Source organism: Bradyrhizobium sp. BLXBL-03 (genome assembly GCF_051853015.1).
In the GTDB taxonomy this organism is placed as follows: Bacteria; Pseudomonadota; Alphaproteobacteria; order Rhizobiales; family Xanthobacteraceae; genus Bradyrhizobium; species Bradyrhizobium manausense.
On the sequence record NZ_CP182470.1, the window covers coordinates 1,189,445 to 1,201,779 of the forward strand.

At 65.3% G+C, this 12,335-nt stretch carries 10 protein-coding genes; 6 read left to right on the plus strand and 4 right to left on the minus strand.

The genetic code is table 11. The features are described 5' to 3' along the window. Positions 1–33 precede the first annotated feature (33 nt). The 5 genes from ACNJX9_RS05685 (at position 34) to ACNJX9_RS05705 (ending at position 8,011) form a co-directional block, all read left to right on the plus strand. Positions 34–843, plus strand: a complete 810-nt coding sequence (locus ACNJX9_RS05685; RefSeq protein WP_057759327.1) for a DUF1295 domain-containing protein — start codon at positions 34–36, stop codon at positions 841–843. Continuing rightward, positions 840–1,871 carry an SAM-dependent methyltransferase gene (locus tag ACNJX9_RS05690; protein WP_439408089.1) on the plus strand — a complete coding sequence of 344 codons (1,032 nt, stop codon included), beginning with the start codon at positions 840–842 and terminating at the stop codon, positions 1,869–1,871. Before ACNJX9_RS05685 ends, ACNJX9_RS05690 begins: the two co-directional genes overlap by 4 nt. A 452-nt stretch (positions 1,872–2,323) precedes the next feature. After that, positions 2,324–3,517 carry an efflux RND transporter periplasmic adaptor subunit gene (locus tag ACNJX9_RS05695; RefSeq protein ID WP_439408090.1) on the plus strand — a complete coding sequence of 398 codons (1,194 nt, stop codon included), beginning with the start codon at positions 2,324–2,326 and terminating at the stop codon, positions 3,515–3,517. 5 nt (positions 3,518–3,522) lie between these two features. Further along, entirely contained in the window at positions 3,523–6,678 is a 3,156-nt protein-coding gene (locus tag ACNJX9_RS05700) for a multidrug efflux RND transporter permease subunit (RefSeq protein ID WP_439408091.1), read from the plus strand. Positions 6,679–6,892: 214 nt separating this feature from the next. Beyond that, positions 6,893–8,011, plus strand: a complete 1,119-nt coding sequence (locus ACNJX9_RS05705) for an AAA family ATPase (protein ID WP_439408092.1) — start codon at positions 6,893–6,895, stop codon at positions 8,009–8,011. Between the two features lie 93 nt (positions 8,012–8,104). Here the strand turns inward: ACNJX9_RS05705 and ACNJX9_RS05710 are convergent, their stop codons facing one another. Further along, positions 8,105–8,506 carry a hypothetical protein gene (locus ACNJX9_RS05710; RefSeq protein WP_439408094.1) on the minus strand — a complete coding sequence of 134 codons (402 nt, stop codon included), beginning with the start codon at positions 8,504–8,506 and terminating at the stop codon, positions 8,105–8,107. Positions 8,507–8,575: 69 nt separating this feature from the next. Here ACNJX9_RS05710 and ACNJX9_RS05715 point away from each other — a divergent pair, with 69 nt between their 5' ends. After that, positions 8,576–9,616: a medium chain dehydrogenase/reductase family protein gene (locus tag ACNJX9_RS05715; RefSeq protein WP_439408095.1), complete on the plus strand. Its 1,041-nt coding sequence runs from the start codon at positions 8,576–8,578 to the stop codon at positions 9,614–9,616. Between the two features lie 41 nt (positions 9,617–9,657). On the opposite strand, the gene ACNJX9_RS05720 is transcribed toward ACNJX9_RS05715, so the two are convergent. The 3 genes from ACNJX9_RS05720 to ACNJX9_RS05730 all read right to left on the minus strand — a co-directional run bounded on the left by ACNJX9_RS05720 (position 9,658) and on the right by ACNJX9_RS05730 (position 12,334). Beyond that, positions 9,658–10,452, minus strand: a complete 795-nt coding sequence (locus ACNJX9_RS05720) for an inositol monophosphatase family protein (RefSeq protein ID WP_439408096.1) — start codon at positions 10,450–10,452, stop codon at positions 9,658–9,660. Positions 10,453–10,568: 116 nt separating this feature from the next. Continuing rightward, complete coding sequence (locus ACNJX9_RS05725; RefSeq protein WP_057759314.1) at positions 10,569–11,657, minus strand: tetratricopeptide repeat protein; 1,089 nt, start codon at positions 11,655–11,657, stop codon at positions 10,569–10,571. A gap of 8 nt (positions 11,658–11,665) precedes the next feature. Then, on the minus strand, positions 11,666–12,334 hold the full coding sequence (locus ACNJX9_RS05730; protein WP_439408098.1) for a thiamine phosphate synthase: 669 nt from the start codon (positions 12,332–12,334) through the stop codon (positions 11,666–11,668). Between the last annotated feature and the right edge of the window lies 1 nt (position 12,335).

The following is a 12,335-nucleotide window of genomic DNA, read 5'->3' on the forward strand; positions in this document are numbered from 1 at the left end:
CGGCATTCCACAGGCTTAGGTCGGATTTTTTGCATGGCGATTTTTCTTGGGGGATTCGCTTCCATCGCGCTCTCGCTCGCGGTCCTGATGGCATTCGCCTGGGTTGTGCAGCAGCGCAGCGGCAATTCCGGTTGGGTCGACACGATCTGGACCTTTGCGGTCGGGCTGGTCGGCGCCGTCAGCGCGCTGTGGCCGCTCGCGGGCGACGGGTCCAATATCAGGCAATGGCTGGTCGCCGGCCTCGTCGCAATCTGGTCGCTCCGGCTCGGCACCCATATCGCGATCCGCACCTTAGGGATCACCGACGATCCCCGCTACGCCGCCTTTGCCGCGGAGTGGGGCCTCAACGCCCCCCGGCGGATGTTCATCTTCCTGCAAAACCAGGCGCTGGGCTCGGTGCCCCTGGTGTTTTCGATTTTCGTTGCCGCGCATGTCCCCGCGCCAGCCCTGCGCGGTCAGGACGTCCTGGGAGCTGCGATCCTGCTGATCGCCATCGCCGGTGAGGCGCTGGCGGATGCGCAGCTGCGCCGCTTCCGGCACGACCCTGCCAACAAGGGCAAGGTCTGCGCGACGGGGCTGTGGCGCTGGTCGCGTCACCCCAACTATTTCTTCGAATGGTTCGGCTGGCTCGCCTATCCCGTGATCGGCCTCGCGGCCGGCTACCCCTGGGGCTGGGCCAGCCTGCTCGCGCCTGTCTTCATGTACTGGATCCTGGTCCACGTCACCGGCATCCCGCCTCTGGAAGCGCAGATGCTGCGATCGCGCGGCGAGCACTACCGCGCCTATCAATCCCAAACCAGCATGTTCTTTCCGTTGCCACCACGAGAGGGAATGGCCGCATGAGCGTCATGTCCACGATCATCGGGACTGCCGAACGCGTGCCGCTGCCGGATCTCGTGGTCCGCGCCGCCATCCAGCGCCTGTGCTCGCGCACCGCAACGCGCCTCGCCGCGCACACGGCCGCCGACGATGCCGCCTTCGCCGGAAAGATGATGCTGCGGCCGATCGCCGAGCATACGGATGCCGCCAACACCCAGCATTACGAAGTGCCGCAAAGCTTCTTCGCGCAGGTGCTGGGCCCGAACCGCAAATACTCCTCCTGCTTCTACAAGACGGATGCGACCACGCTCCAGGAGGCGGAGGAAGAGGCGCTACGCCAGACCGTCGCGCATGCCGGCCTCGCCGACGGCCAGACCATCCTCGAGCTCGGCTGCGGCTGGGGCGCGCTGTCGCTGTGGATGGCGCGGCAGTTTCCGCATGCCAAGGTGACCGCGGTGTCGAACTCGCAAGGCCAGCGCGCCTATATCGAGGACGTCGCGCAGAGCCGCGGCGTCTTGAACCTGCGCGTGGTCACGGCAGACATGAACGTGTTCGCGCCGGAGGGCCAGTTCGACCGCATCGTCTCGGTCGAGATGTTCGAGCACATGATGAACTGGCGCAAGCTGATGACGCGCGTGCGCTCATGGCTCGCCCCCGACGGGCGCTTCTTCATGCACATTTTCACCCATCGCGCCGGCTCCTATGTATTCGACCGCGCCAATCGCGAGGACTGGATCGCGCAGCATTTCTTCACCGGCGGCGTGATGCCGAGCCATCAGCTCGTCAGGCAATATGCCGACATCTTCCAGGTCGAGAAGGAATGGCGCTGGAGCGGCACCCATTATCAGCGCACGGCGATGGACTGGCTCGCCAATTTCGACGCGCATCGCGACACGATCGAAGCCGTCTTGCGCAACGTCTACGGCGACGAGACGAGCTTGTGGATGCGCCGCTGGCGCTGGTTCTTCCTCGCCACCGCAGGCCTGTTCGGCTATGCCGACGGCACGGAATGGGGCATCAGCCACTACCGGATGAAGGCGGCGGACAGCTAAACCCAAGCAGCTTCACGCCGCGGGCACGCTCAACCAAACCGTCACCCCCGCGCAATAGCGAAGCCATTGTCGCTGGAGGCGGCCGCTCCTTCAGCGGCCCTCGAAGGGCGACGGCCCGGCTGCATCTCGGCCGTTCATCCTTCGAGGCTCCCCATGCAACGCTTTGCATCGCATGGCTCACACCTCAGGATGACGGTTCAAAAATTCTAGGGATCGCCGATCAATTGCGATGTTCTGTCGCAGCGCGCAAGCGGTGGAACCAGACTCACAATCCGGTGAGTCCCAGAAAACAACCTGATCTCAGCGCGATAGCTGATGTGACATTGAGCCGCCCGCGCCATGCGTTGCGTCGCAACACGCGCATTCTATTTTGACCGCAGCAGCCGCGCAGGATTGCCAAGAACGGGCGTTGCGCGGGGCGTAGTTTCAACAATCTTGGGGCACCCCATTTCATGTCTGGACTTCGAGCGCGATCGGCATGCGTTGCAATCATGCTCGCGGCCCTTGCGCCGCTGCTTGCTGCTTGCGATGAATCCTCCTCCGCCGTCTCCGCTGCGCAAGCCACCGAACCCGACGTCAGCGTCGTCATGGTCAAACCACAACCGCGCGCCGTGGTGCGCGAGCTGCCGGGGCGGATCTCGCCGACGCGCGTCGCGGAGGTGCGTCCTCGCGTGTCGGGCATCGTGGTCGAGCGGCTGTTCCGCCAGGGCAGCGAGGTGAAGGCGGGCGATCCGCTCTATCGCATCGATCCGCGTCCGTTCGAGGTCGAGGTCATGGCCAATGAGGCCGCGCTTGCCAAGGCCGAAGCCGCGCTGATGCAGGCGCAGCAGCAGGCACGCCGCATCGCGACGCTGACCAGCCAGCGCGCCGCGCCCGAGGCCGAGAACGAAAAGACCATCGCCGCCGAGCGCCAGGCCCAGGCCGAAGTCGAGGGCCGCAAGGCCGATCTCGCGCGGGCAAAACTCAATCTCGATTATGCGACCGTGCGCGCACCGATTGATGGCGTCGTCGGTGCCGCCCTCGTCAGCGAAGGGGCGCTCGTCGTGCAGAACGAGACCAATCTTGCCACCGTGCAGCAGCTCGATCCTGTCTATGCCGACTTCACCCAGTCGGTGACCGAGCTCAATCAGCTGCGTCGTGCCTTCGAGAACGGCGACCTCGATCGCATCGAATCCGATGCCGTCAAGGTGCGCCTCGTGCTCGACGACATCTCCGTCTATGGGCTCGACGGCAAGCTGCTGTTCTCCGAGGCCAAGGTCGACGCCCATACCGGGCAGGTGACCTTGCGCGGCGAATTCCCCAATCCCAGGCGCGAGCTGCTGCCGGGCATGTATGTGCGCGTTCGCATCGACCAGGGCCTGGACTCCGATGCGATCGCGGTGCCGCAGCAGGCGGTCCAGCGCAATGGCGGCGGCGGCAGCGAGGTGTTCGTCGTCAAGGACGACAACCGCATCGCGGTCCAGCCGATCCGCACCGGCTCGGTGCAGGACGGCGTCTGGTTCGTCACCGACGGCCTGAAGGCCGGCGACAAGGTCGTGGTCGAAGGCTTCCAGAAATTCGCGGCCGGCGACAAGGTCAAGCCGCAATCCTGGTCGGAGGCGGATGCGACTGCCGACGTCAGGCACGCGCAAAAGCTCGCCCGGTAACCGCCATGCCGAGCTTCTTCATCGACAGGCCGATCTTCGCCTGGGTGGTCGCGCTGTTCATCTGCCTGATCGGCGCGATCTCGATCCCGCTATTGCCGATCGCGCAATATCCCATCATCGCGCCGCCCTCGATCTCGATCTCGACCAGCTACCCGGGCGCGTCGCCGGAAAACCTCTACAACAGCGTCACGCGCCTGATCGAGGAGGAGCTCAACGGCGCCTCCGGCATTCTCAATTTCGAATCGACCAGCGACTCGCTCGGCCAGGTCGAGATAACGGCCAATTTCCAGCCGGGCACCGACACCAGCGCGGCCTCGGTCGAGGTGCAGAACCGCATCAAGCGGGTCGAGGCGCGCCTGCCGCGCGCAGTGATCCAGCAGGGTATCCTGATCGAGGAAGCCTCCAGCGCGGTGCTGCAGATCATCACGCTGAACTCGACCGACGGCAGCCTGGATGAAGTCGGCCTCGGCGACTTCATGATCCGCAACGTGCTCGGTGAAGTCAGGCGTATCCCCGGCGTCGGCCGCGCCACGCTCTATTCGACCGAACGCAGCCTTCGCGTCTGGGTCGATCCCGCCAAGCTCGTCGGCTATGGCCTGACCGCCGACGACGTCAACAAGGCCATATCGGCGCAGAACGCGCAGGTCGCCTCTGGCAGCATCGGCGCCGAGCCCTCGACCGCGACCCAGCGCACCTCCGCGTTGGTGCTGGTCAAGGGCCAGCTGTCCTCGCCGGACGAGTTCGGAGCCATCATCCTGCGCGCCAATGCCGACGGCTCGACCGTGCGCCTGCGCGACGTCGCGCGCATCGAGGTCGGCGGCCTCAGCTACCAGTTCAACACCCGCCTCAACGGCAAGCCGACCGCCGGTCTCTCCGTGTTGATGTCGCCGACCGGCAATGCGCTGGCGACCGCGAGCGCGGTCGAAGCCAAGATGAAGGAGCTGTCGCGTTTCTTCCCGGCGAACATCTCCTATGAAATCCCCTACAACATCACGCCCGTGGTCGAGGCCTCGATCAAGAAGGTGCTGACGACGCTGCTCGAGGCCGTGGTGCTGGTCTTCGTGGTGATGTTCCTGTTTCTGCAGAACATCCGCTATACCATCATCCCCACCATCGTGGTGCCGGTGGCGCTGTTAGGGGCCTGCGCCACGCTGCTGCTCGCCGGCTATTCCATCAACATGCTCAGCATGTTCGGCATGGTGCTCGCGGTCGGCATCCTCGTCGACGACGCCATCGTCGTGGTCGAGAACGTCGAGCGCATCATGGCCGAGGAGGGCCTGTCGCCGAAGGAGGCCACGCGCAAGGCGATGTCCCAGATCACGGGCGCCATCATCGGCATCACCCTGGTGCTGATGGCGGTGTTCGTGCCGATGGCGTTCTTCCCCGGCTCGGTCGGCATCATCTATCGGCAATTCTCGGTGACGATGGTCGCAGCCATCGGCTTCTCCGCCTTCCTCGCGCTGTCGCTGACGCCAGCGCTGTGCGCGACCTTGCTCAAGCCCGTCGCGGCCGGCCACGGCCACGCGAGAAAGGGCGTGTTCGGCTGGTTCAATCGCATGCTCGAAGGCGGCAAGGAGAGCTATTCCCGCACCGTCGGCTTCTCGCTCAAGCGCACCGGCCGCCTGATGCTGGTCTATGCCGCGCTGCTGGTCGGCCTGTCCTGGGCCTTCGTCAGCCTGCCCGGCGGCTTCCTGCCCGTCGACGACCAGGGCTTTGTCACCACCGACGTGCAGACGCCGTCGGATTCGTCCTATGGCCGCACCGAGGCCGTGATCGAGAAGGTCGAGAAATATCTGGCGCAGCGGCCGGGTGTCGACAACGTCACCTTCCTCACCGGTTTCAGCTTCTCCGGCCAGGGCATGAACACCGCGCAGGCCTTCATCACCTTGAAGGATTGGTCGGAGCGCGGGCCGAAGGATTCCGCGGCGGCTGTCGTCAACGACGTCAACCGCGATCTCGGAGCGTCGATCCGCGACGCAAAGATCTCGGCGCTGCAGCCACCGCCGATCGACAATCTCGGCAACTCCTCCGGCTTCTCGTTCCGCCTGCAGGACCGCGGCCAGAAGGGCTATCCGGCGCTGATGCGCGCCGCCGACCAGCTGATCGCGGAGGCCAATGCCAGCCCGGTGCTGCAGAAGGTCTATCTCGAGGGCCTGCCAGAAGCGGGCGTGGTCAATCTCGTGATCGACCGCGAGAAGGCCGGCGCCTTCGGCGTCACTTTCGAGGACATCAACAACACCATCTCGACCAATCTCGGCTCGAACTACATCAACGACTTCCCGAATCGGGGCCGCATGCAGCGCGTCGTGGTGCAGGCCGACGCCCGCGACCGCATGAAGACCGAGGACATCCTCAATTACAACGTCAAGAACAGCGGCGGACAGCTGGTGCCGTTCTCCTCCTTCGCGACAGTCGAATGGTCGCGCGGACCGACCCAGATCGCCGGCTTCAACTACTATCCCGCGGTGCGCATCTCGGGCGAAGCCAAACCCGGCTTCACCTCGGGCGATGCCATCGCCGAGATGGAGCGGCTTGCCGGCAGGCTGCCGCGTGGCTTCGGCTATGAATGGACCGGCCAGTCGCTGCAGGAAAAACTGTCGGGCTCGCAGGCGCCGTTCCTGCTGGCGCTGTCGGTCTTCGTGGTGTTCCTGTGTCTGGCCGCGCTCTATGAAAGCTGGACCATCCCGCTCGCGGTGCTGCTCACCGTGCCGCTCGGCATCGTCGGCGCCGTGGCCGCGGCGGTGCTGCGCGGACTGCCGAACGACGTCTATTTCACCGTCGGCCTGATCACCATCATTGGCCTTGCCGCCAAGGACGCGATCCTGATCATCGAGTTCGCCAAGGATCTGCGCAAAGAAGGCAAGCCACTGGTCGAAGCGACGATCGAGGCCTGCCGCCTGCGCTTCCGTCCGATCCTGATGACGGGCCTTGCCTTCATCTGCGGCGTGCTGCCGATGGCCATCGCCCACGGCGCCGGCGGCGCCAGCCAGCAGGCGCTCGGCAGCGTCGTGATGGGCGGCATGATCGCAGTCGTGATCCTGGCGCTGCTGATGGTGCCTGTGTTCTTCGTCTCCGTGCAGCGCGTGCTGGCGGGGGACAGGGAGAAGGTGGCGGCGAGGGAAGGTGACGCTTACGGGCCGCCTGCTCCGGTGAAGCCATAGGGCACACCGTCATTCCGGGGCGTGCGCAGCACGAGCCCGGAATCCATCCTGCCACCATTCATGCGGATCAAGGATTCCGGGCTCGCGCCAAGGGGCGCAACCCGGAATGACGGCGGAGCTTGCCTTCGCGCGATCGTCGGTCCAGACTGCATCCCTGGATTGAAAACACGTGCAATTCGCGTCGCGAATGCAGCCTGCCGATTGAGAGCACCTGATGCGTCCGACCGACATTGCGATTTCGAACTATCGCTCCATCAGGCGGCTCTCCCTCCCAATCCACCCCCTGTCCGTGTTCGTGGGCGAGAACGGCGTCGGCAAATCCAATCTCTACAAGTCCCTGTCGCTGTTGCGCGACGCGGCGACCGGGCGGATCACGCGCACGATCGCCGAGGAGGGCGGACTGAATTCGGTCTGCTGGTCAGGCATCCGCAAACGCGGCGAAGATGGGCGATTGCGGTTGTCGGCCAGATTCGATCGCCTGAAATATTCCATCGAAATCGGATTCCCCAGCCCGGTCGCGGCGGCGTTTGCCGGCGAGCCAATGATCAAGGAAGAGAGCATCGAGGCGACGCAGGACAAGCGAACGGTTCGACTGATGGAGCGGAAGAATTCGCTCGTCAGCATCCGCGGCGGCAGCGGCGCATGGACCAGCCACAAGGATGCGGTGCTGCCGTCCGAGCCCGCGCTTGCGGGCTTTTTCGACGGCAAGGAATGCCCTGAAATCGATCTGATCAGGAATGCAATGCTGGGCTGGCGCTTCTATCACGACTTTCGCACCGATCCGGCGTCACCGATCCGAAAGCCGTGCCTCGCGATCACGACGCCCTCGCTCAGTGCCGATGGCAGCGATCTGGCTGCGGCCCTGGCGACGCTCTATACCATCAGGGGAGATGCCGCCGACCTGCAGGCGGCGATCCAGGATGCCTTCCCGGGCGCCGAGCTCCGCGCATGGGAAGAAGGCGGCCTGTGTGAATTCGATCTGCAATTGGAGGATATGCCGCGGCCTTTCAGGGCGCATGAACTATCCGACGGGACGCTGAAATACATCTGCCTGCTCGCGGTGTTCATGGGCTATCGGCTTCCACCGTTCATCGCGCTGAACGAACCCGAGGCCAGCCTGCATCCGTCGCTGCTGGCGCCATTGGCCCGTCTGATCGTCAAGGCCTCTGGCCGTGCCGACATCTGGATCGTCACCCATTCGGAGCAGTTGATGGACGCCTTGCGAAGCGAGAGCTCAGTCCCGCTTCGCCGCGTGATCAAGTCGAAAGGCGCCACGATGATCGAGGGCCTGACCCTCGGCGGTGAGTATCGGGACGATGAAGACGACGATTAGGTACGCACTCACCATCGTTCACGATATCCGCTTTGATCGCGCAGCAAGAGACCGCCCGAAGGCGGTCTCGCATTCGGCACGGTAGGCGTTCCGTCAAAGATCGACCTGGATGGAAATGTTCGAACGTACCCAATCCGACTGTCCAGCCTTCAGCCGCTTGGCTTGAAATTCTGCGAACGCTGGATCGGCACCTAGTGAGGCCAGGGCGCGGCCATAGGATTCGACACTGTCGAAACGAGCGACGAAGGCGTAGTTCCCGACCTCGCCGCCGATCACTGACCAATAGCTGACATCGGCTCCGTGTTTCCTCCAAAGTGCCGCGCCGTCTTTTGCCAGCTGTAAGATGGTCGCAAGATCACTACCGGGTCTTGGATGCGAAACGAACTGCATAGCAACTGCAGGCATTTTCTCCTCCAATGAAAAAAGGTGCCGCCAAACGGTTTTTGGCTGGAGGAGAATTCCAAAGAGTGCAGCCTCAAGATTGATCTGGATCAATTCTATTTCTCCAGCTTGGCGGCAGTCTGCCCGCCCTCGCTGAATGACGGCATTGCATGGAGATCGCCCATGATGGAGCAGCGCAATCGCGTTGTTCAGGTCAGCCGCTTCGGTGATCCCGAGAGACTGGAGGTCGTCGACGCTCACCTGCCGATCGCCGGCCCGGGCGAGGTGCGTGTTCGCGTACTCGCCTCGAGCCTCAACTACACCGAGGTGTTGATCAGGCGTCACCTCTATCCGCAAACGATGCGCCTTCGGCCGCCCTTCGTGATGGGCTACGACGTGGTGGGGGCAATCGATCAACTCGGCGAAGGCGTGCATGACTTTCAGATCGGCGACCGCGTGGCCGACATGACAGTGGTCGGGTCAAACGCCGGGTATCGCACGCTTCGGGCGAGGGACGTGGCCCGCGTGCCGGCGGGCGTGGACGCGGCTGAAGCGGCCGCGCTGATCTTAAGCTGGACGACTGCGCATCAGCTTCTGCACCGCGCGGCCAGGGTCCAGCGAGGTCAACGTGTGCTCGTGCACGGGGCCGCCGGCGCAGTCGGCCAGGCGCTGCTCGTGCTCGGAAGATTGGCCGGCCTCGAGCTGTGGGGCACTGTGCGCGGCGAGCACATGGCGCTCGTCCGAGAGCTGGGGGCGACGCCGATCGACTACCAGCATCAGGACTTCACGCGGATCGTGCCGGGCGGGTTCGATGTCATCATCGACGGCGTTGGCGAGGACGGCTATCGCCGCTCATACGCGGCGCTGAAGCCAGGTGGCCTGCTCTGTGCCATCGGTTTCTCGGCGAGCGTGCAGGCACAGCGTCGAATGATTCCTATCTTGTTGGAGATCGCGCGCCTTTATCTGTGGAGATTGTTGCCCGGCGGCAAGCGAGCGCGCTTTTACTCGGTCAATGCCATGCGGGCGCGACATCCCAACTGGTTCAAGGATGACCTGGAGCAACTGTTCGGGCTTCTGGCAACGGGCGCCATCCGGCCGCGCGTCGCCGCGCGAATCTCTTTTGAGGAGGTCGTCGATGCTCACCGTCGCCTCGAGGCTGGTGGTCTTGAGGGCAAGCTCGTGCTTTGCCCGGATCTGTCGCGTCCCAGCCAGCGCGCCGCCTGACGCGGCGCGCTGGGCGGTCACGGCGGATCGCCTCGACGTGCCTACTGCCCGAGCCGCTTCAAAATCTTCACCAGCTCCCCGTGCACGTACTCGTTCCCGCACACGACATCGCCCGTGACCAGCGCATCGCCCGGGGTGTTGATGTCGCTCACCGTGCCGCCCGCTTCGCGCACCATCAGCATACCGGCGGCGATGTCCCAGGATTGCAGATTGCGCTCCCAATAGCCGTCGAGGCGGCCGGCCGCGACGAAGGCGAGGTCGAGGGAGGCGGCGCCGAAGCGGCGCAGGCCCGCGACGCGGTCCTGGATCGCGGTCATCTCGCGGCGGAATTCCTCGTGATCGCCGCGGCCGATATGGGGCAGGCCGCAGGCCACCACGCATTCGCTGAGCTGGCGGCGGCCGGCGACGCGCAGGCGCTGGTCGTTGAGGAAGGCGCCCTTGCCACGCTCGGCGATATAGAGCTCGTCATTGGCGGGGTTGTAGATCACGCCGGCGATGATCGTGCCCTCGCGCACGAGGCCGATCGAGATCGCGAATTGCGGGATGCCATGCAGGAAGTTGGTGGTGCCGTCCAAGGGATCGACGACCCAGGTGTGGCTCTTGTCGGTGCCCTCGCGCGTGCCACCCTCTTCGCCGATGAAGCCGTAGCCGGGGCGGGCCTTGGCGAGGTCCTGGTAGAGGATCTCCTCGGCGCGCTTGTCGGCGAGCGAGACGAAATTGGCCGGCCCCTTCAACGAGACCTGCAGATGCTCGATCTCGCCGAGATCGCGCTTGAGGCTGCGGCCGGCGCGGCGCGCGGCTTTGACCATGACGTTGATAGTGGCGGAATACAGCATGAGATCAGTCTTTGACGGGGGAGGGGCGCGGAAGGCGCCATTTGAGGGGGATTGGGTGCCCCGCGAGGGGGCAAAGGTCAAGTCATTCGGGTCCTTTGCAGGTCACTTGTGTCGGGTCATTTGTTCCCGAGCCATTTCTTGGCGGCGGCCTCTGCCTTGGTGCGGTCGTCGGCCGGCAGGTCCGCCAGCTGCTTGTCCAGCTCCGGATCGCCCTTGCCTGATGTTTTGGCCACCAGGTGCCACTTGAAGCCCTCGACCTTGTCGACGGGTGCGCCCATGCCGTTGATCAGAACCCAGGCCAGGCGGTTCTGCGCGATCGCGCTGCCCTGGCGGGCGGCCTTGCGCAGCAGCGCCACGGCCGCGGGCTGGTTCTTCGGCGTGCCGGTGCCGTTGAACATGGCGATGGCGTATTCGACCTCGGCGTCGACGTTGTCGGCGAGCGAGGCCGCCTGGAGCAGCCGCACCGCGCGCTCGGGGTCCTTCGGCACCCCCGTGCCTTCCTTGTAGAAGGTCGCGAGCGCGTATTGCGCCTCGGGCAGGCCGGCATCGGCCGCCTGGCGCAGCAGTTCGGCGGAGCGCTTGACGTCCTGCGGCAGGGTTTGGCCGTCGAGATAAAGCAGCGCGAGATTATAGGCCGCCTTGGGCTCGCCGAGCTTGGCGGCGGAGGCCATCAGCTTGACCGCCTCGCCCTTGTCGACCGGGCCGCCGCGGCCGGCCATCCGCAGCATCGCCAGCGCGAACATCGCCTCGCGATCGCCGGCATCGGCGGCGCGCTTGTACCATTCGACCGCCTTGGCGTAGTCGCGCCGGATGCCCATGGCGTTGGAATAGAGCTCGCCCAGCATGGTCATGGCCTTGGCATCGCCGGTCTGGGCGCGCGCGCTGGCGAGGTCGAAGGCGGTCTTGTACTGGCCGCGCTGATAGGCGCCGAACACCAGGTCGACGTTGGAATTGTCGGTTGGCGGCGCAGGGATCACGGTCGCCGGCAGCGTGGGGCTCGGCGAGGCCGACGGCTTCGGCGCCGGCTCCTTCTTCCTGGTGATCGTGTGCGGGGTGGCCTTTGGCTTTTCCTTCGCAGGCTCTTTGGCCTTTTGCTTGTCGGGCGCGGGGCTCGGGATTGTCGCCGGCGGCGTGATCTGAAGCTGCGCGAGCGCGGGCGTTGCCAGCAGCAGCGTGGCCACAAGGGTGATGCGCGGGAGCGTCATGTCGCCTGCTAGCCCTGGCCCATGGCAGCCGCCGCGAAGGCCTGCTTGATTGCGGCGTCGGCCTCGATCAGCGCGGCCTTGGGCCCACGTGGATCGGCCCAGATGAAATCGCCGACCAGCACGAAATCGGCGCCGCTGGCGGCGAAGTCGTAAGCCTCTTCGATCGAGGCGGCGAAGCCGACGCAGGGGGGCTCGAACAGCTCCGCCCACCAGTCCAGCCGCTCGGCGATCGCCTGGGCCGAGGGCCGCTGGCCCTTCTTGTCGGGCTCGCCGAACAGCACGTAATCGGCGCCCATCTCGCCCGCATTCATGGATTCGTGGCGCGTCTCGAGCCCGCCGACGCCGGCGATGCGATCGGGCTTGAGCGATGGCGTCGCCTCTTCCAGCGCGGCGACATCCGAAAGATGCGCGCCATCGGCGCCGCCGCGCGCGACGATCTCGGGGTGGCCGTCGATGAGCAGGGCCGCGCCGGCGTTCTGCACGACCGGCGCCAGCGCCTTGATCCGCGAGATCATGGTGCGCTGGTCGGTCTCCTTCAGCCGCACCAGCACGGCTGCGACATCGACGGCTGCGAGCAGATCAGGCAACTCGGCAAGGAGCGCAGCGGGATCATCGACCACGGGCGTCGCGAGATAGAGACGCGGCGCCGGGCGCGGCGGAGGCGATTTGTTCGACAAG

Bases quoted from the DNA above. Each gene is read 5' to 3' on its own strand.
- ACNJX9_RS05690 (WP_439408089.1), top strand. From the start codon at position 840: ATGAGCGTCATGTCCACGATCATCGGGACTGCCGAACGCGTGCCGCTG.
- ACNJX9_RS05705 (WP_439408092.1), top strand. From the start codon at position 6,893: ATGCGTCCGACCGACATTGCGATTTCGAACTATCGCTCCATCAGGCGG.
- ACNJX9_RS05685 (WP_057759327.1), top strand. From the start codon at position 34: ATGGCGATTTTTCTTGGGGGATTCGCTTCCATCGCGCTCTCGCTCGCG.
- ACNJX9_RS05725 (WP_057759314.1), bottom strand. From the start codon at position 11,657: ATGACGCTCCCGCGCATCACCCTTGTGGCCACGCTGCTGCTGGCAACG.
- ACNJX9_RS05720 (WP_439408096.1), bottom strand. From the start codon at position 10,452: ATGCTGTATTCCGCCACTATCAACGTCATGGTCAAAGCCGCGCGCCGC.
- ACNJX9_RS05695 (WP_439408090.1), top strand. From the start codon at position 2,324: ATGTCTGGACTTCGAGCGCGATCGGCATGCGTTGCAATCATGCTCGCG.
- ACNJX9_RS05715 (WP_439408095.1), top strand. From the start codon at position 8,576: ATGATGGAGCAGCGCAATCGCGTTGTTCAGGTCAGCCGCTTCGGTGAT.
- ACNJX9_RS05700 (WP_439408091.1), top strand. From the start codon at position 3,523: ATGCCGAGCTTCTTCATCGACAGGCCGATCTTCGCCTGGGTGGTCGCG.